15 protein-coding genes are annotated in these 18,885 nt (G+C 68.3%); 13 read left to right on the forward strand and 2 right to left on the reverse strand.

Annotated elements, in window-relative coordinates; all coding sequences use genetic code 11:
* Positions 1-9: 9 nt before the first annotated feature.
* From QMZ25_RS03000 to QMZ25_RS03015, 4 genes are all read left to right on the forward strand, one after another.
* The gene (locus tag QMZ25_RS03000; protein ID WP_053518921.1) at positions 10-2,046 is read left to right on the forward strand and encodes a methyl-accepting chemotaxis protein; all 2,037 of its coding nucleotides are present in this window, start codon (positions 10-12) and stop codon (positions 2,044-2,046) included.
* Positions 2,047-2,146: 100 nt separating this feature from the next.
* Positions 2,147-8,674, forward strand: a complete 6,528-nt coding sequence (locus QMZ25_RS03005) for an Hpt domain-containing protein (RefSeq protein WP_283219105.1) — start codon at positions 2,147-2,149, stop codon at positions 8,672-8,674.
* Positions 8,661-9,977: a chemotaxis protein CheB gene (locus tag QMZ25_RS03010; RefSeq protein WP_283219106.1), complete on the forward strand. Its 1,317-nt coding sequence runs from the start codon at positions 8,661-8,663 to the stop codon at positions 9,975-9,977. Before QMZ25_RS03005 ends, QMZ25_RS03010 begins: the two co-directional genes overlap by 14 nt.
* Positions 9,974-10,438 (forward strand): chemotaxis protein CheW, encoded by a 465-nt coding sequence (locus QMZ25_RS03015; protein ID WP_065182613.1) that lies wholly within the window; start codon positions 9,974-9,976, stop codon positions 10,436-10,438. The genes QMZ25_RS03010 and QMZ25_RS03015 overlap by 4 nt, the downstream gene beginning before the upstream one ends.
* A gap of 70 nt (positions 10,439-10,508) precedes the next feature.
* Here QMZ25_RS03015 and QMZ25_RS03020 read toward each other — a convergent pair whose 3' ends face one another.
* Positions 10,509-11,246, reverse strand: a complete 738-nt coding sequence (locus QMZ25_RS03020) for a 16S rRNA (uracil(1498)-N(3))-methyltransferase (protein ID WP_065174789.1) — start codon at positions 11,244-11,246, stop codon at positions 10,509-10,511.
* A complete protein-coding gene (bioA, locus tag QMZ25_RS03025) occupies positions 11,237-12,628 on the reverse strand; it encodes an adenosylmethionine--8-amino-7-oxononanoate transaminase (RefSeq protein ID WP_283219107.1) in 1,392 nt (463 codons plus the stop codon). The genes QMZ25_RS03020 and bioA overlap by 10 nt, the downstream gene beginning before the upstream one ends.
* A gap of 77 nt (positions 12,629-12,705) precedes the next feature.
* Between bioA and nudE the strand changes: the two genes are divergently transcribed.
* From nudE to gcvH, 9 genes are all read left to right on the forward strand, one after another.
* Positions 12,706-13,269: an ADP compounds hydrolase NudE gene (nudE, locus tag QMZ25_RS03030; RefSeq protein ID WP_053520252.1), complete on the forward strand. Its 564-nt coding sequence runs from the start codon at positions 12,706-12,708 to the stop codon at positions 13,267-13,269.
* A complete protein-coding gene (gene cysQ, locus QMZ25_RS03035; protein ID WP_053520253.1) occupies positions 13,266-14,069 on the forward strand; it encodes a 3'(2'),5'-bisphosphate nucleotidase CysQ in 804 nt (267 codons plus the stop codon). Before nudE ends, cysQ begins: the two co-directional genes overlap by 4 nt.
* A gap of 12 nt (positions 14,070-14,081) precedes the next feature.
* Positions 14,082-14,921 (forward strand): nucleoside triphosphate pyrophosphohydrolase, encoded by an 840-nt coding sequence (mazG, locus tag QMZ25_RS03040; RefSeq protein ID WP_053520254.1) that lies wholly within the window; start codon positions 14,082-14,084, stop codon positions 14,919-14,921.
* Entirely contained in the window at positions 14,918-15,244 is a 327-nt protein-coding gene (locus tag QMZ25_RS03045; protein WP_065182615.1) for a YnfA family protein, read from the forward strand. Before mazG ends, QMZ25_RS03045 begins: the two co-directional genes overlap by 4 nt.
* Before the next feature lie 68 nt (positions 15,245-15,312).
* Positions 15,313-15,615, forward strand: a complete 303-nt coding sequence (locus QMZ25_RS03050) for a DUF962 domain-containing protein (RefSeq protein WP_053520256.1) — start codon at positions 15,313-15,315, stop codon at positions 15,613-15,615.
* Positions 15,616-15,681: 66 nt separating this feature from the next.
* Complete coding sequence (locus QMZ25_RS03055) at positions 15,682-16,641, forward strand: SPFH domain-containing protein (protein ID WP_053520257.1); 960 nt, start codon at positions 15,682-15,684, stop codon at positions 16,639-16,641.
* Position 16,642: 1 nt separating this feature from the next.
* On the forward strand, positions 16,643-17,077 hold the full coding sequence (locus QMZ25_RS03060) for an NfeD family protein (protein WP_053520258.1): 435 nt from the start codon (positions 16,643-16,645) through the stop codon (positions 17,075-17,077).
* Between the two features lie 102 nt (positions 17,078-17,179).
* Positions 17,180-18,292 (forward strand): glycine cleavage system aminomethyltransferase GcvT, encoded by a 1,113-nt coding sequence (gene gcvT, locus QMZ25_RS03065; protein ID WP_053520259.1) that lies wholly within the window; start codon positions 17,180-17,182, stop codon positions 18,290-18,292.
* Positions 18,293-18,385: 93 nt separating this feature from the next.
* A complete protein-coding gene (gene gcvH / locus QMZ25_RS03070; protein ID WP_180876607.1) occupies positions 18,386-18,781 on the forward strand; it encodes a glycine cleavage system protein GcvH in 396 nt (131 codons plus the stop codon).
* Positions 18,782-18,885 lie beyond the last annotated feature (104 nt).

Here is an 18,885-nt window from a genome sequence, read left to right on the forward strand (position 1 = left end):
GGTTGAACGATGAGTACTGCTTCGGACGCCACCAAGACCGGCAAGCTTCGGCTGGGCGGCAGCAACCTCTGGCTGGCCCTGCTGCTGGCATCGATGATCCTGTTCGGCGTCAATACCGGCGTGGCGACCTGGCAGGGCAGCCGCCTGGCCGATGCCGGTTCCAAGGCCGCGGACCTGCAGGTGCTGTCGCAGCAGCTGGCCAACCAGGGGCGTGACGCGGTGGGCGGCAATGCCCAGGCATTCACTGCCTTCAAGGCCACCCGCAACGCGATCGAACAGAATGTCTCGACGCTGCAGGGGCGCTACGGCAAGGAACCGGGCGTGTCGCGGGCGATCTCGACGCTGGGTGAAACCTGGGCGCCGCTGGGCAAGCAGGCCGGGCAGCTGGTTGCCAGCGAGCCGGCGGTGCTGGCCCTGGCCGGCAATGCCAACAACTTCACTGGCGCGGTGCCGGGGCTGCAGGCGCAGCTGAACGAGGTGGTGCGCGCGATGTCGGCTTCGGGTGCGCCGGCCGCGCAGGTATACAGCGCGCTGCAGCAGGTCGTGGTGGCCGGCTCGATGGCCCGACGGGTCACCGAAATGCGTGCGGGCGGCTCTTCGGCGGCCGCCGCGGGCGACGCACTGGCGCGTGACATCACCGTGTTCTCGCAGGTGCTCGACGGCCTGCGCAACGGCAACGAGGAACTGGGCATCACCGCAGTGCGTGGCCCGGCCGCCGTGGCCGCGCTGGAGCAGTCGCACACCCAGTGGCAGGCGATGAAGGCCGATGCCGATGCGATCCTGGCCAGCTCGCGCCAGCTGTTCGCCGCGCAGTCGGCGGCCACCGCGCTGGGCCAGGGCTCGGCGCACATGCTGGATGACAGCCGCAAGCTGTTCGAAGCCTTCTCTTCGTTCGGCTCGGTGTCCGATACCCGCCTGTTCCCGAACTTCTGGATCGGCGTAGCGTCCGGTGCGCTGTCGCTGATCGCGATCATCGGTTTCGTCTCCACCAACGTGCGCAGCCGCTCGCGTGAGCAGGAGCTGCGCTACCAGACCCAGGTGGAGTTCAACAGCCGCAACCAGCAGGCGATCATGCGCCTGCTGGACGAAATCTCCTCGCTGGGCGAGGGCGACCTGACCGTCAAGGCGTCGGTGACCGAGGACATGACTGGCGCCATCGCCGACGCGATCAACTACGCCGTCGACGAGCTGCGCCACCTGGTGACGACCATCAACGACACCTCGGCCAAGGTCGCGCTGTCCACCCAGGAAACTCAGGCGACGGCCATGCAGCTGGCAGAAGCAGCCGGCCACCAGGCCAACCAGATCACCTCGGCCTCGGACCGCATCGGCGAAATCGCAGCGAGCATCGAGCAGGTTTCGCGCAACTCGGCCGAATCGGCCGACGTGGCACAGCGCTCGGTGGTGATTGCCGCCGAGGGGGCCGGCGTGGTCCGCGAGACCATCCAGGGCATGGACCAGATCCGCGACCAGATCCAGGAAACTTCCAAGCGCATCAAGCGCCTGGGTGAGTCGTCGCAGGAGATCGGCTCGATCGTGGAACTGATCAACGACATTTCCGAACAGACCAACATCCTGGCATTGAATGCAGCGGTGCAGGCCGCGTCGGCGGGCGAAGCGGGCCGCGGTTTCGCGGTCGTGGCCGACGAAGTGCAGCGCCTGGCAGAGCGCACATCGGGCGCCACGCGCCGTATCGAGAACCTGGTGCAGGCCATCCAGGCCGACACCAACGAGGCCGTCACCTCGATGGAACAGACCACCGCCGAAGTGGTGTCCGGTGCACGTCTGGCCGAAGACGCCGGTACGGCACTGACCGAGATCGAGCGCGTGTCCAATGCACTGAACACCCTCATCAAGAACATCTCCATCGCGGCCCAGCAGCAGTCCGCAGCCGCGTCGGACATCACCCGCACGATGGGCGTGATCCGCCAGATCACCGGCCAGACCTCACAGGGTGCCGGACAGACCGCGGAGTCGATCGGCCACCTCGCGCAGCTGGCTGCCGACCTGCGTCGTTCGGTCGCCGACTTCAAGCTGCCGGCGTGACGCGGGCAGGGCGAAGAGCAAGGAACCCGTCGATGAAGCATTTCCATTCCCCACGCCAGATCCAGCGCGGCCTTCGCGCGGCGGCGACCGGAGCCTGTCAATGAGCACTCTGCGCGATGCGATGAGCCACGCAGCGCTGGGTTGGGTCAAGCCCGAGCTGGACGAGACCCTGCGCCAGGTGCGCAACGAGGTCGAGTACTACGCCGAGGATCCGTCCGATGCCAGCCGCATGCGTATCTGCGCCGGCCACCTGCACCAGGTGCAGGGCACCCTGCGCATGGTCGAACTGTACGCCCCGGCAATGGTGGCCGAGGAGCTGGAGCAGCTCGCCAATGCGATCGGCAGCGGCCAGGCGTCTGATCGTGACGAGGCCTGCGCCACGCTGATGCGCGGCAGCGTGCTGCTGCCCGACTATCTGGAGCGCCTGCAGAACGGCCACCGCGACATTCCGATCGTGCTGCTGCCGCTGCTCAATGACATCCGCGCCGCGCGCGGTGCGGCCGGCATCAACGAGAGCGTCCTGTTCGCGTTCGCTCCCGACAGCGTCACCGCCACCGAAGCCGAGCTCGACCATGCGCGCGGCAGCCTGAGCGGGCGCAACCGCGAACTGCTCGATACGGTCGGCAGCGCGGTGAAGGAAGAGCTGCTGCGCATCAAGGATGCGCTGGACCTGCATCTGCGCACCGGCGGTGCAGCAGAACAGCTGCAGACGCAGGCCGACGAACTGGGGGCCGTGGCCGATACGCTGGGCATGATGGGCCTGGGCGTGGCCCGCGGCGTGGTCGTGCAGCAGCGCGACGCGCTGCGCGGCGTGGTCGAGGGCCGCCAGCAGATCGACGAGAACCTGTTGCTGGACATCGCCGGCGCGCTGCTCTACGTCGATGCGTCGCTGGATGACCAGGTTGCCCATCTGGGTGCGGATGGCAGCGGCGAGGATGACCCTGCCGCCGTGGAAAACCGCCGTACCGTCGAGGTGCTGGCACACGAGGCCATCGCCAATTTCGCTGCGGCCCGCGAGCACTTTGTCGCGTTCATCGAAACCAGCTGGAACCACGCGGAACTGCAGGACGTGCCGCGCCTGCTCGGCGACGTCGCCGGTGCACTGCGGATGCTCGACCTGGGGACTGCCGCCGACTACCTGCGCGGCGTGCAGCAGTACATCGACGCCGAGCTGATCGGTCGCCAGCGTGTGCCCAGCGGGCGCCAGCTGGATACGCTCGCCGACGCCATGGCCAGCCTGGAGTACTACCTCGAAGCCCTGCGTGATCGTCGTCCGGGCCGTGAGGACATTCTGGAGATCACCCGCAGCAGCCTGGAAGCGCTGCGCTACTGGCCGCTGCCGGAGCGCGCCGCGATCGACGAGGCGCCGCAGGGCGTGCAAGCGGTCGAGCGCGAGGCGGTAGACCTGCAGGTGATGCCATTGCAGCCCGGCCACGTCGACATCGATGTGAGCACGGCCGCGCCCGCCGCCGGCAGTGTGGCTGCCGCCCTGCCGGACTTCGTCTTCGATCCGCCGCTGGCACCGCCAGTGACCGACAACGGGCTGATGTTCGGTGGGTTGTCGGTACCGGTCGCGGTACCCGGGACGACGCCCGATGCCGGTAGCTCGCTGGTGTTCGCCGCGTCCAGTGCACCGGCCCCGGCCGTGCCGCAATGGGACCTGGCTGCTGTGGAGGTCGGTGCCGGGTACGCGGATGATGCACATGCGCCGGCCTTGGCCAGCGACGAAACGATCGATCCGGTACCGGCCGAGGTGCCGCAGTGGACGCTGTCCCAGGTGGACGACATGGCGGATGCACCGTCGGTGTCCGGCGACGACACGGTGGCGTTCGCGTCCGCCGGTACACCGGACATTACGTCGGCGCCGGTATTCGATCCGGTGGCCGCCGAGCATGGCGCCGCGGATGTGGCTGCTGATGAAGTCGTATTCCGTTTCGACGCCGATGCACTGGACAACGCCGACGACGTGCTGTCCTTGCATGCGATGGAAACGCTGGTGCTGGAAGACGACGCAGACCTGCATCCGGTGCTGGACAGCGTTGATGCGGAGCCAACGGATCCGATCACGCTCGCCGCGGACGCATCGCCTGCCGCAGATGCAGCACCGGCGGTGGCCCTGATCGAGATCGACACCATCGCACCGATCGATTTCAGCGAGGCCGATGCCCGGTTCTTCGCTGAACTGAGCGCCGCCGCGGAGGACTTCAACCCGCGGGCGATGCCATCGGCCGCCGACGCGCCGGTCGCGATCACGGCTGCGTCCGAAGCGGGCTTCGATGCCGGCTTCGACGATGATGCGGAGAACATCGACGAGGACATCCGCGAGGTGTTCCTGGAAGAGTTCGACGACGAGCGTGCCAACCTCGGAACGCTGCTGCCGGCATGGCACGCGCAGCCGGACAATCTGGACCGGCTGCGGCCGATCCGCCGCATCTTCCACACCCTCAAGGGCAGCGGCCGCCTGGTCGGTGCGCGGACGCTGGGCGAGTTCGCTTGGAAGATCGAAGGCATGCTCAACCGTGTGCTTGACGGCAGCCGTCCGGCCACGCCGGCCGTGCTGGCGATGGTTGATCACGCGCATGCCGCCTTGCCGCAGCTGAGCGACGCACTGCGTCATGGCCAGCGCATCAGTGTCGATCTGCAGGCGATGCAGGCCGTTGCCGATCGCGTGGGTGCCGGCGAAGAGACGTTCTACGTGCCGCTGCCGGCTGCGGCGCCCGCACCGGTGGCGCCGGCGGTGGAAGAGGGCGAGGACGAGATCAGCCGCATTCTCGAAGCGGAAGTGGCGACGACAGCCGACGCCGGGAACGCGACCGCGGTCGAGGGGACTCCGGCCAATATCGACAGCGTGCTGCGCGAGATCCTCGAAGCCGAGGTGGAGGTCCACCAGGCAACCCTGCAGGCGTGGCTGCGCTCGGCGCAGCAGGCACCACAGCCGGTGAGCGATGCGCTGCTGCGCGCCGTGCACACCATGAACGGCGCCTTCGCGATGACCGAGGTGCCGGAGATCACGGCGGTCACGGGCGGCGCCGAATCCTATATCAAGCGGGCCCTGGCCGCCGATGTGGTGCCGGGCGACGACGGTGTTGCTGCGCTCGATGCGACCGCGCAGGCCATTACCGCGACCATGGAAGCATTGCAGGCGGAGCAGCCGCGCATTGCGCCTCAGCCTGCGCTGGTACAGCGCCTGCAGGCTCTGGCCGGCGAGCTGCCGGAAGCGCGCTGGCCGCTGGTGGGGCTGGATGACGAAGAGGCGCTCGCGACCGATGGAGAGCCTGCGCACGAGGTGGACGCGCAGCTTCCTGCCGATGCGCAGAGCGACATCGGCGCCGGAATCAACGCCGGGATCGACAGTGCACCTGCTGACACCCATGACGTGCCCGCAGCCGATCCGGCGAAGGACGGACTGGACGTGGCCGAGCTCACGGCCAGCGATGACCTTTCGCGCTACTTCGACGCCGGTTGGCCGTCGTTGGGCGGTACCGGGCAGGAGGAGGCGGCCACGCTGCCACCGGTCGCGGCCGCTGCCGATGAATCCGCAGCGGTCGTGTCGCCGGCAGTCGCCGATGCGCCCCCCGCGCTGGCCGAAGACGCCGCGCTGACAGGCGCGGATGACCTGTCGCCGTACCTGGACGCCAGTGCGCTGCCGGTCGACGACCGTGATGCGGATGAGGCGGCGGACGCCGCCGCGTTCACCGAAACGATCGACCTGAATACGTCATGGGATGACGTGGAAGGGTTCGATGCGAGTGATGACGCTGCTGCACTGCCACTCGACAGCACGCTGTCGAGCCTGCAGGATGACATGGCTGCGCCGGGTTTTGCGGAACCGGTCACATTGGAAGCTGCGCTCGAAGCCGGCCTGCATGTGATCGACGAAGAGCAGACTCCGGCCGACGACGGGCAGTGGTCCGTGCTCGGCCTGCAGGCCAGCGAACTCGCGCCGGGCGAGGCGGATGCCTTTGCCGAGGATGCGGACGTCGGCGGGGAGACGGCGGTCGGTGAAGGAGAGAGCGCCGACCCGCCGTCCCCGGCGACGGTGAATGCCGGGGAGTCCCTTGCAGAGCCTGCGGTCGATCCGCAGCCGGCAGCCGCGCCGCCGTCGCCGTTCTTCGAGATGGAAGACGCGCCGGGCCAGGGCAGCGGCGCTGCCGGACCGGGCGGTTCCACGCCGGTCGAGGGTCCGGTTGCCGAAGATGACGTGCCGGCACACGAGCCGATCGAGCCGATGCCGGAACCGGAACCGGAAGGCAGCGTGGGCGAGGAGCCTGCCGATCTGCTTGACTTCACCGTGTATGACCGCGAGCTGGTCGACATCTTCGTCGAAGAAGGCAAGGACCTGCTTGATCACTGCGATGGCCTGATCAGCGAGCTGCGCGATGCGCCGCAGGACCGCGAAGTGCTCGCCGGCCTGCAGCGTGACCTGCATACGCTGAAGGGCGGCGCACGCATGGCCGGCATCAACGCCATCGGCGACCTCGGCCACAGCATCGAATCGCTGCTGGAGGTGGTCGCGGCGGGGCGCACCGAGATCGAGCGGCGCGATGTGCAGCTGCTCGAGCGCGGTTTCGATCGCCTGCACCAGCTGCTGACCCGTACCGGCGAGCATCGCGTGGTGGAGCCGGCGCAGGACCTGGTCGATGCTTTCGAGGCACGTACCGCCACCGATCCGGCAGCGGCTGCCGCCGTCGGCACGGCTGGCCCGGTGGAGACTGAAACCACCGTCGTACCCGCGACCGTTGCCCTGGCCGATGCGCCGCTGTCCGCGCCGTTGCCGGTCGAAAGCACGGTCGAGGACGATCCGCTGGCACGTCCCCAGCAGGAGCAGGTGCGCGTCCGCGCAGATCTGCTCGACCGGCTGGTCAATCACGCAGGTGAGGTGGCGATCTACCGGTCGCGCCTGGAGCAGCAGCTCGGCGCCTTCCGCGGCGCGATGGGCGAGCTTGAACGCACCAACGCGCGTCTGCGCGACCAGCTGCGTCGCCTCGACCTGGAGACCGAAGCGCAGATCGTTGCCCGCTACCAGCGTGAGCAGGACCAGGCCGACCAGAAGTTCGATCCGCTGGAACTGGACCGCTTCTCCACCCTGCAGCAGCTCAGCCGTGCGCTGAACGAGTCCGCCGCCGACCTGGGCGGCCTGCAGGGCGTGCTGGACGATCTCTCGCGGCAGTACGATGCCCTGCTGCAGCAACAGTCGCGCGTCAGTTCGGAGCTGCAGGATGGCCTGATGCGTGCGCGGATGGTGCCGTTCGACGGCCTGGTGCCGCGTCTGCGCCGCGTGGTGCGCCAGGCCGGCATCGACACCGGCAAGCAGGTCCACCTGACCCTGGAAGGCACCCATGGCGAACTGGACCGCAACGTCCTCGACCGCATGGTCGCGCCACTGGAGCACATGCTGCGCAACTCGGTGGCCCATGGCCTGGAGGCGCCGGAGCAGCGCCGTGCCGCCGGCAAGCCGGAAGAGGGCGAGATTGCCATCCGCCTGCATCGCGAAGGCTCGGAAATCGTGCTGGACGTGGCCGATGACGGCGCCGGCCTGGATCGGGAGGCGATCCGTCGCCGCGCGATCGACCGTGGCCTGCTGGCCGCCGACGCGCAGCCTGCCGATCACGAACTGGACAACCTGATCTTCGCATCGGGCTTCTCCACCGCCGACCAGGTCAGCCAGCTGGCAGGCCGCGGCGTGGGCATGGACGTGGTGCGCAATGAAGTGCGCCAGCTGGGTGGCTCGGTCGATATCCAGTCGGTGCGTGGCCAGGGCGTGCGTTTCACCCTGCGCCTGCCGCAGACGCTGGCCGTTACCCAGGCCGTGTTCGTGCAGATCGGCGAAACCACCTTTGCCGTGCCGGTGGCTTCGGTCAGCGGTATCGGCCGCCTCTCGCGCGAGCGCTTCGAGGCCGCCGACAGCAGCTATCGCTACAGCGGCGAAGACTATCCGCTGTACGACCTGGGCAGCCTGGTCGGCCAGGCACCGGCACGTGCCGAGGGCCAGGCGCAGGTGCCGCTGCTGCTGGTCCGCGCCGGCGACCTGCGAGCTGCCGTGGCGATCGACCAGGTGCTGGGCAACCGTGAAATCGTGGTCAAGCCGGTCGGCCTGCAGATCGCGTCGGTACCGGGCATCTACGGTGCCACCATCACCGGCGATGGCCGCGTGGTGGTGATCCTGGACGTGGCGCCGCTGGTGCGTCGTTACCTGGCCAACCCGACGCCGCCGGTGCTGGTCAACGCGCCGCGTCAGGAACGGCAGGTGCCGCTGGTGATGGTGGTCGACGACTCGCTGACCATGCGCAAGGTCACCGGCCGCATCCTGGAGCGCCACAACTTCGAGGTCAGCGTCGCCCGCGATGGCGTGGAAGCGCTGGAGCGGCTGGAGGAGCGTGTTCCCGACCTGATGCTGCTGGATATCGAGATGCCGCGCATGGACGGCTACGAGCTGGCCACCGCGATGCGCGCCGACCCGCGTTACCGGGACGTTCCGATCGTGATGATCACCTCGCGCAGCGGCGACAAGCACCGGCAGCGCGCTTTCGAAATCGGCGTCCAGCGCTACCTGGGCAAGCCTTATCAGGAGCTGGACCTGATGCGTAACGTGTACGACCTGCTGGGGATCGCCCGTGTCCGAGAGTGAAGCCAACCCGGCCGTCGCCCTGCTGGCCCGGCCTGGCGCGGCGCGTGAGCGCCTGCGCGAAGCACTGGCGCACGCCGACGTGCAGATCGTGCTGGAAGACGACCCGAATGGCCTTGAACCGCAGGCGCTGCATGACGCGCGGCCGCAGTTCGTGGTGATCGCACTGGAAGCGGCGATCGAGGACGCACTGGAACGCCTGGAGCCCGTGCTGTCGGCCCCCGGCCTGACCCTGGTGTTCGACGAAGCCGAGCTGGCCGCGCGCCGGAACGGCTGGGAGGCGCAGCGCTGGGGGCGTCACCTGGCCGCCAAGCTGCATGGACACCAGCAGGTGCTGCCGCCGGGCGCCGAGGACGAACCGGCCCTGCAGCTGGAGCCCGGTCGTCCTGCGCCGCCGCCTGCACCGCAGGAGGCAGCGCTGCAGACGCACCTGCAACAGGCACACCACTGGGCCGACGACGTGCCAGCCGATGGCCTGTACGCACCGCCGGCGCAGCTGCATGAACCGGTCGCGTTCGAACACGCTCTGGCCGCGCTGCAGCCGATCGTGCCCGAACCGCCGGAAGCGCCGGTCGCACGGACAGAACCCCCCGCGGCACCGTCGGTGACGTTCGATCACACCGCGTGGTCGCTGGTGGACGAGTCGGCCGATGCCGCCACCCCGGCGTACGCCGCAGCGGAGGTCGAGGCGCGCTCATCGTCGTTCGATACCGACCACCTGAGCCTGGTCGACCTGGATGCGGCCGCCCCGCCCGGAGCACGCGCGGGCGCGCTGCTGGTGCTGGCCGGGATCGGTGGCCCTGATGCGTTGCGTCGCCTGCTGGGCGCGCTGCCTTCGGCATTGGCGGTGCCGGTGCTGGTGCACATGCGCCTGGATGGGGGCCGCTACGGCAATCTCGTCAAGCAGATGGCGCGTGTCTCGCCGCTGCCGGTGCAGCTGGCCGAAGCCGGCCAGCGCGCCACCCCCGGGCAGGTGCATGTGCTGGCCGATGACATCGGCGTCCGCGCGGCCAGCGACGGTCTGCATTTCCTGACCGACGCGCAGGGCATCTGGATTGCCGCGTTGCCGGCCCAGTACACCGCACTGGTACTGCTCAGCGGTGCCGATCTGGGCCATGTCGGGCCGGCGCTGGACCTGGCTGCCGCCGGCGCGTGGGTGGCCGGACAGGTGGGGGAGGGATGCTACGACCCGGCCGCCGCCACCGCCGTGGTGGCCGCCGGCATGGCCGCTGGCGAACCGCAGGAACTGGCGCAGATCATCGCCGCGCGCTGGGGCGAGGGTGACCACAACGGAGAGGCTCCATGAGTTACGCCAGCAACGATGAAATCCGTGGTGTCCTGATCCAGGCCGGCAACGAACGCGTGCTGCTGCCCAATGCCACGGTGGCTGAAATGATGTCGCGGGTGCCGGTGCAGTCGGTGGCCGACGCCCCCCGCTGGCTGGTCGGCGAGATCGCCTGGCATGGCTGGCAGGTGCCGCTGGTGTCATTCGCACGGCTTTCGGGGCTGGGGGACGAGGCAGCCGGTGTCCACAACAAGGTGGTGGTACTGAAGGCGCTCAGCGGCGATCAGCAGCGGCCGTATTACGCGTTGCTGACCCAGAACTTCCCGCAGTTGATCTCGGTGCCGCGCGATGGCCTTCTGGCCGATGCGTCGGAGGAGACCCTGCCGCAGATCGTGCACATGCGCGTACTGCTGGGTGAGCAGAGCGCGCTGCTGCCGAATCTGGACGCACTGGAAAGCGCGCTGGCTTCACTGGCGGCCTGAGGCCGCCCCCCGGACACAGGCCGCCGGGCATGGCCCGGCGCTGCCGTTGGCGTGCAGGTTGTCGGTGGACCTAACCGAGATCACCCAGCCGCGCCTGCAACGCGGCGATCGCGGCCAGCCCGGCGGTTTCCGTGCGCAGGATGCGCGGGCCCAGCTGCAGGCCCTGGAAGCCGGCGGCGGCCAGCTGCTCGCGGTCGCGTGGCGACCAGCCGCCCTCCGGACCAATCGCGATCACGATGCCGCCCGCGGGCGCCGCTGCCAATGTCGACAGCCGGTGCGAACCCATCGGGTCCAGGGTCAACCGCAGCGTATCGGCGGGCAGCGAAGCGGTTGCCTGCGCCAGCGACAGCGGCGCACCCACCCGTGGAATGCGCGCGCGCCCGGACTGGCCACAGGCCGACTGCACGACGTTGTTCCAGTGCGCCACGCGCTTTTCGGCGCGGGCCGCGTCCAGCTTCACCTCGGTGCGTTCCGCGTTCACCGGCAGGATGCTGCTGACGCCGAGTTCGGTGGCCTTCTGCAGGATCAGGTCCATCTTTTCGCCGCGCGCGATGCCCTGCATCAGGGTGATGGCCAGCGGCGATTCGATGTCGATGGCCTGCACGCTGTCGATGCGTGCCTGCACTTCGCGCTTGCCGACCACGGTCAGCGTCGCAGCGTAGTCATGGCCATCGCCGTTGAACAGGACGCAGCCATCGCCTTCGCGCAGGCGCATCACCCGCACCAGGTGGTTGGCGGTCTCCTCGGGCAGGGTCACGGTCTGGCCGCTGTGCAGCGGCAGGTCGATGGGACAGCGGGTCACGCGCATGCAATCGCCTCGTCGATGGCGGCCAGCGTGGTATGCGCCAGCAGATCCAGTTGTTCGTCGTCCACGCAGTACGGTGGCATCCAGTACAGCACATCGCCCAGCGGGCGAAGGACCACGCCGCGCTTCAGTGCTGCCTTGTACGCGTGCAGGCCGAGCCGCAGTCCGGGGTCGAAGGGCGTGCGCCTGTCGCCGCCGCGCGACAGTTCGAATGCCACCACCATGCCGGCCTGGCGCACATCGGCCACATGCGGGTGGTCGGCAAACGGTGCCGCGAGGGTGCCCATCACCGATGCGGTGCCGCGGTTGCGCGCGATCACATCGTCGCTGCCGAAGATGTCCAGCGTCGCCAGCGCCGCAGCGCACGCCAGCGGATTGCCGGTATAGCTGTGCGAGTGCAGGAACGCACGCTCGCGGGAGTCGTCGAGAAAAGCGTCGTACAGGGCCTGCGTGGCCAGGACCGCGGCCAGCGGCAGGAACCCGCCGGTCAGGCCCTTGGACAGGCACATCAGGTCCGGCATCGCCCCGGCCTGCTCGCAGGCGAACATCGTGCCGGTGCGACCGAAGCCGGTGGCGATCTCGTCGGCGATCATGAACGCACCGTGCGCGTCGCACAGCTCACGCACGCGCTGCAGATACACCGGATCATGCATGCGCATGCCACCGGCGCACTGCAGGCGGGGTTCCAGGATCACCGCGCATACTTCACCGGGGTGCTGGTCGAACAGCGTCGCCAGGCCATCGGCGGCCTGGCGCGCACGCTCGGCGGCGCTCTGCCCTGGCTCGGCCAGGTAGGCGTCGGGCGAGGGTGCGAACAGCCCTTCGGCCAGCAACGGCGCGTACACCCGCCGGTACAGTGGGATGTCGCCCAGCGCCAGCGCACCGAGCGTTTCACCGTGGTAGCCGTTTTCCAGCGCGATGAAACGCGTACGCCGGGTCTCGCCGCGGTTATGGAAGTAATGGAAGGCCATTTTCAGTGCCACTTCCACCCCGGCCGAGCCGTTGTCGGCGTAAAACACCTTGGCCAGCGGATCGCGCCCGGCCTGCCGCGGGGCCAGTGCCAGCAGGCGTTCGGCCAGGGTGATCGCCGGCTCATGGCTGAAGCCGGCCAGCATCACTTGTTCCAGCTGGCCGGCCTGGGCCGCGATGGCGCCGCCGATGCGGGGCTCGGCGTGGCCGAACAGATTCGTCCACCAGCTGCTGACGGCATCCAGATAGCGGTTGCCGTCATGGTCGATCAGCCACGCACCCTCGCCGCGCGCGATCGGCACCAGCGGCAGGGTGTCGGGATGCTCGCGCATCTGTGTGCACGGATGCCACAGCACCTGCAGGTCGCGTTGCCGCCAGTGCAGGGCCAGCGGGGAGGGGGTTGGGTCTGCTAGCATTTCGGGCTCATGAACATGTTGCTGCCTGCACATTCTATCGGCCCCGGCGCCCGCGTCGGCCGCCGCGGAGATTCCGCATGAACGATGACCGTGCCAGCCGTCGCCTGCCGATCATCCATCGGATCACCGATGAAGAGAACGGTCCCTTCCAGCGCCAGCATCTGGATCTGGAATTCTCCAATGGTGAACGCCGCCGCTTCGAGCGTCTGGTCAGTCGTGGCCACGGTGCGGTGGTGGTGGTGCCCATGCTCGACGACGAGACGGTGCTGCTGGTGCGTGAATACGCCGCCGGGGTACATCGCTACGAGCTTGGCCTGGTCAAGGGCCGGATCGATGCCGGCGAGACCCCCGAGCAGGCCGCCGATCGCGAGCTGAAGGAAGAGGCCGGCTATGGCGCGCATCGGGTCGATGTGCTGCGCGCCATGACGCTGGCGCCGACGTACATGAGCCACCAGTCGTGGCTGGTGGTGGCGCGCGACCTGTATCCGGAAAAGCTGATCGGGGACGAGCCCGAGGAGCTGGAGGTGGTGCCCTGGAAGCTGTCCGAGCTGGACCGGTTGATGCTGCGCGAGGACTTTTCCGAGGGCCGCTCGCTGGCGGCGTTGTTCATCGCCCGCCAGTGGCTGCAGGGAGCCCGATGATCAAGCTGACCACGGATCTGCGCGAGACCGCGATCGCCATCGCGCAGGAAGCCGGCCAGGCCATCATGCAGGTCTACGCCGAAGGATTCGACGTGCGGATCAAGGACGACAACAGTCCGGTGACCGCCGCTGACCTGGCCGCCAACCAGGTCATCGAGCAGGGTCTGCGGCAACTGACCCCGGATCTGCCCATCCTGTCTGAAGAGTCGGCCCAGGTGCCCTGGGAACTGCGCCGCCATTGGGGCGCCTACTGGCTGGTCGATCCGCTTGACGGTACCCGCGAGTTCGTCAAGCGCAACGGCGAATTCAGCGTCAACATCGCCCTGATCTACCAGGGTGCCCCGGCGTTTGGCGTCGTGCTGGCGCCGGTCACCGGCATTCTGTGGCACGCCATGCGCGGCGAACTGGCGTACCGCCGGCAGGGACTGCACGACACCGTGCTGCGCACGCGCAGCCCGGCGACCGCTCCGCTGCGGGTGGCGGCAAGCCGCTCCCACCGCTCGCCGGAAACCGAAGCGCTGCTGGCGCGCATGGGCCGCATCGAGACCATCGCCCAGGGCTCGTCGCTGAAGTTCTGCCGCATTGCCGAGGCGGGCCTGGATGTGTACCCGCGGCTCGGCCCGACCTCCGAATGGGATACCGCCGCCGGCCAGTGCGTGCTGCACGCGGCGGGCGGCGCGGTCCTCTCGGCGGCGACCGGCAAGCCCTTCCGCTACAACCGCCGCGAGACGCTGTTGAACGGCGATTTCATCGCCCTTGGCGATACCAGCCTGCCGTGGCGCGACTGGTTGTCCGACTGACCTGGAGGCCGCATGAGCGCGCACGACACCCCCACCGCCGGCAGTGCCGCCAGCACCGAACTGGAACGCCTGCTGGCGATCATGGCCCGCCTGCGTGATCCGCAGGGCGGCTGCCCGTGGGACCTGGAGCAGGACTTTGCGACCATTGCCCCGTACACCATCGAGGAAGCCTACGAAGTCGCCGATGCGATCGATCGCGGCGACCTCGATGATCTCTGCGACGAGCTCGGCGACCTGCTGCTGCAGGTGGTATTCCATGCTCGCATGGCCGAAGAGCAGGGGGCGTTCGCTTTCGCAGAGGTTGCCCGCGCGATCAGCGACAAGATGCAGCGCCGCCATCCGCATGTCTTCGCCGATGTCAGCGTCGATGATGCCGATGGGGTCATGCGCAACTGGGATGCGATCAAGCGCGCGGAGCGGGCAGCCAAGGGCGAACAGGACCATTCCGCCCTGGCTGGAATCTCGCGGGGCCTGCCGGAGTGGCAACGCGCGGTGAAGCTGCAGTCGCGCGCGGCCAAGGTGGGCTTCGACTGGCCGGGCCCGCTGCCGGTCCTGGACAAGGCAGCCGAGGAACTGCAGGAACTGCGCGAGGAGTTCGAGCGCGGCGACATCGCCGGCAACAAGGCGCGGCTGCAGGAGGAACTGGGCGACCTGCTGTTCGTCTGCGCCAACCTGGCGCGCCACGCCGACATCGACCTGGGCGCCGCGCTGCGCGGTGCCAACCACAAGTTCGAGCGTCGCTTCCGGGCGATGGAGGCACAGGCCGAGGCACAGGGCACATCCCTCGCCTCGCTGGACCTGGACGCGCAGGAAGCGCTCTGGCAGCACGCCAAGGCCGCCGAGAAGGAATGAAGACACTCGGCCTGTTCCTGCTGACCGCGCTGGCCGAGATCGTCGGCTGCTACCTGCCGTGGCTGTGGCTGCGCAAAGGAGGCAGCGTCTGGCTGCTGCTGCCGGCGGCGGCCAGTCTGGCCCTGTTCGCCTGGCTGCTGACCCTGCATCCGACCGCCAGTGGCCGCGTCTATGCCGCCTACGGTGGCGTGTACATCGGCACCGCGCTGTTCTGGCTGTGGCTGGTCGATGGCGTCCGGCCCAGCCGCTGGGATCTGCTGGGTGCTGCACTGTGCCTGGCGGGCATGGCGGTGATCATGTTCGGGCCGCGCCAGCCGGGCTGACCGCCGGCAGTGCCAGGCCCGCCGGAAAGGGGCATGATGGGGCGGATCGTGGCGTTGGGAGTGCGCACATGTCCCGTTTCTCCAGCTTCCGTGACTTCTATCCGTTCTATCTCAGCGAGCACCGCCATCCGGTGTCGCGGCGCCTGCACTTCATCGGCAGCTGCGGCGTACTGCTGCTGGTCGCTGCGGCGATCCTGCGCGGCCAGCCGCTGCTGCTGTTGACGGCATTGGTCTGTGGGTACGGGTTCGCTTGGGTGGGGCACTTCTTCTTCGAGAAGAACCGCCCGGCCACGTTCCGCCATCCGCTGTACTCGTTCCTGGGGGACTGGGTGATGTTCATCGACATCCTGCGCGGGCGGGTGCGGTGGTGAGAACGTGTGCACGCCGCATTCACACGCTATGCTCGGGGTTGGACGTCTACCGATAAGGAAAGCCTGATGTTCCCGACCATGTTCTTTACCGTGGTACTGGCCTTCGTGGCCGTGGTCATCCTGTTCAAGGCCGTGCGCATGGTGCCGCAGGGATATGAATGGACTGTCGAGCGGTTCGGCCGCTACACCCACACCATGACCCCCGGCCTGCACTTCCTGATCCCCATCGTGTACGGCGTGGGGCGCAAGGTGAACATGATGGAGCAGGTGCTGGATGTACCCAGCCAGGAAGTGATCACCAAGGACAACGCCGCCGTGCGCGTCGACGGGGTGGTGTTCTTCCAGGTGCTGGACGCCGCCAAGGCCGCCTATGAGGTGGCCAACCTGGAAGTGGCCATGATCGCTCTGGTCCAGACCAACATCCGTACCGTGATCGGCTCGATGGACCTGGACGAATCGCTGAGCCAGCGCGAGGTGATCAATGCCCAGCTGCTCAGCGTGGTCGACCATGCCACCAACCCGTGGGGCGTGAAGGTGAACCGCATCGAGATCCGCGACATCCAGCCGCCCCGCGATCTGCTCGACGCGATGGCGCGGCAGATGAAGGCCGAGCGCGAGAAGCGTGCGCAGATCCTGGAGGCGGAAGGGTCGCGGCAGTCGGAGATCCTGCGCGCCGATGGCGAGAAGCAGGCCACCGTGCTGGAGGCGGAAGGGCGGCGCGAGGCAGCGTTCCGCGATGCGGAGGCACGCGAGCGCCTGGCGGAAGCCGAAGCGATGGCGACCAAGGTGGTGTCGGCGGCGATCGCCGAGGGCGATGTGCAGGCGATCAACTACTTCGTCGCCCAGAAGTACGTGGAAGCGTTCAAGGAACTGGCCAGCTCGCCGAACCAGAAGCTGGTGCTGATGCCGATGGAGGCCAGTGGGGTGATCGGCTCCATCGCCGGCGTGGCCGAGCTGGCCAAGCAGGCACTGGCCAGCCAGGACAACAAGGCGGCCGGCAAGCGACCGCCGCCGATCGGAGGCTGACATGCGCTGGGACGTCGTCGCCTGGGGGGCGCTGGCCCTGCTCCTGTTCGCTGCGGAGGCTCTGCTGCCCGGCGCGTTCATGCTGTGGATCGGCATCGGCGCTGCAGCGGTGTTCGTGCTGGTGGCGATCTTTGCCGGCATCCCGCTGCTGTGGCAGGTGGTCGCCTTCGTCGTGCTGAGCGTGCTTTCGATCCAGTGCTACCGGCGCTGGGGCAGGTCGCGGGCACGCGCCAGCGACAAGCCGTTGCTGAACCGCCGCGCCGAGCAGCTGATTGGTCGGGTGGTGCCATTGCAGCAGGGCATCACGGACGGGCAGGGTCGGGTCAGCATCGACGATGCGTACTGGCAGGTCAGCGGTCCGGAACTGCCGGCCGGGGCACGGGTGCGGGTGGTCGCGGTGCAGGGCAGCACGCTGGTGGTTGAAGCGGCCAGCTGAGCCTGCGGGCGGTACGTGCGCGAACCGCTGCGGTGCGGCACGCCCGTGGGCGATCGATCTGGGATAATGGGGGTTCTTGTTTCCTCTGCTGCCGGAACGGTCATGACCCAGAAGACGCTGCTCAACGATACCCACCGCGCCCTCGGCGCCAAGATGGTCGATTTCGGGGGTTGGGACATGCCCATCCACTACGGCTCGCAGCTGGATGAGCACCACCTGGTGCGTCGCGAGGCCGGCGTGTTCGACGTCAGCCACATGACCGTGGTGGACCTGCGCGGCGAGCAGGTCAAGCCGTTCCTGCGCCGCCTGCTGGCCAATTCCATCGACAAGCTGAAGGTGCCGGGCAAGGCGCTGTACTCGTGCATGCTCAATGCCGAAGGCGGCGTCATCGATGACCTCATCGTCTATTACCTGGGCGAGGACTTCTTCCGCATGGTGGTCAACGCCTCCACCCGCGAGAAGGATCTGGCCTGGCTGCGTACGCAGGCCGCTCCGTTCAACGTGTCCGTTGAACAGCGTCCTGACCTGGCCATCCTCGCGGTGCAGGGGCCGCAGGCGCGCGAGCTCGTCATTGGTCTGGTCGGCGCCGCCGACCGCGAGGCGCTGGGCAAGCTCGGCCGCTTCGCCGCGCTGCAGGTGCGGTCCGATGAGGGCGTCGAACTGTTCGTTGCCCGTACCGGTTACACCGGTGAGGACGGTTTCGAGATCCTGCTGCCGCAGGAGGCCGTGGTCGGGTTCTGGAACCGCCTGCTGTCTGCAGGCGTGAAGCCGGCTGGCCTCGGTGCCCGCGACACCCTGCGCCTGGAGGCCGGCATGAATCTGTACGGCCAGGACATGGACGAAGCCATCAGCCCGTACGAAGCCGCACTGGCCTGGACGGTGTCGCTGGACGAAGGCCGTGACTTCATCGGTCGCGACGTGCTGGAAGCGCAGAAGGCCGCCGGCAATGCGCGGCAGATGATCGGCCTGGTGATGGACGAGAAGGGTGTCCTGCGCCACGGCCAGGTAGTCACCACGGCCGGCGGCCAGGGCGAAATCCTGTCCGGCACCTTCTCGCCGACGCTGGCCAAGGGCATCGCCTTTGCCCGCGTGCCGGCAGGTGACCTCGGCCAGGTCACGGTCGATATCCGTGGCCGGCAGGTGCCGGTGCGCGTGGTCAAGTTCCCCTTCGTGCGCGAAGGCCAGGCCCAGCCCGGCGTGCTCGCCGACGCCTGATCCGAACGTGCCGGACGTCACTGACAGCAGTGGCGGCCGGTTGGTTACACTAGCCCCGTTTTTTCCACCCCCTGCAAATCCTGGAGCAGTCCCATGAGCGAGATCCCCGGCGACCTCAAGTTCCTCAAGTCCCACGAGTGGGCCCGTGTCGAAGGCAATGGCCGCGTTACTGTCGGTATTTCCGACCACGCCCAGGGCCTGCTGGGTGACCTGGTCTACGTCGAACTGCCGGAGGTCGGCGCCGACGCCAAGGCCGGCGAGCAGATCGCTGTCGTCGAGTCGGTGAAGGCGGCCTCGGACGTCTACAGCCCGATCAGCGGCAAGATCGTCGAGGTCAACTCGGCGCTGTCCGACAAGCCGGAAACCATCAACGAAGATGCCTACGGCGAGGGCTGGATGTTCGTGGTCGAATTGTCCAACGCCGAAGAGATCAACGAGCTGCTGGACCCGGACGCTTACGCCGAAGTCCTGGAGAACGACGACCACTGAGTCGTTGTTTCCTGGTTTGAAAACGGCCACCTTCGGGTGGCCGTTTTCGTTCCGGCGACCGCGCCGGACTCATGACGCCCGGTTCGCTGCACACCCACGACGCG

The sequence above is a fragment of the Stenotrophomonas sp. RS-48 genome (assembly GCF_030053245.1).
GTDB classification, from domain to species: Bacteria; Pseudomonadota; Gammaproteobacteria; order Xanthomonadales; family Xanthomonadaceae; genus Stenotrophomonas; species Stenotrophomonas maltophilia_P.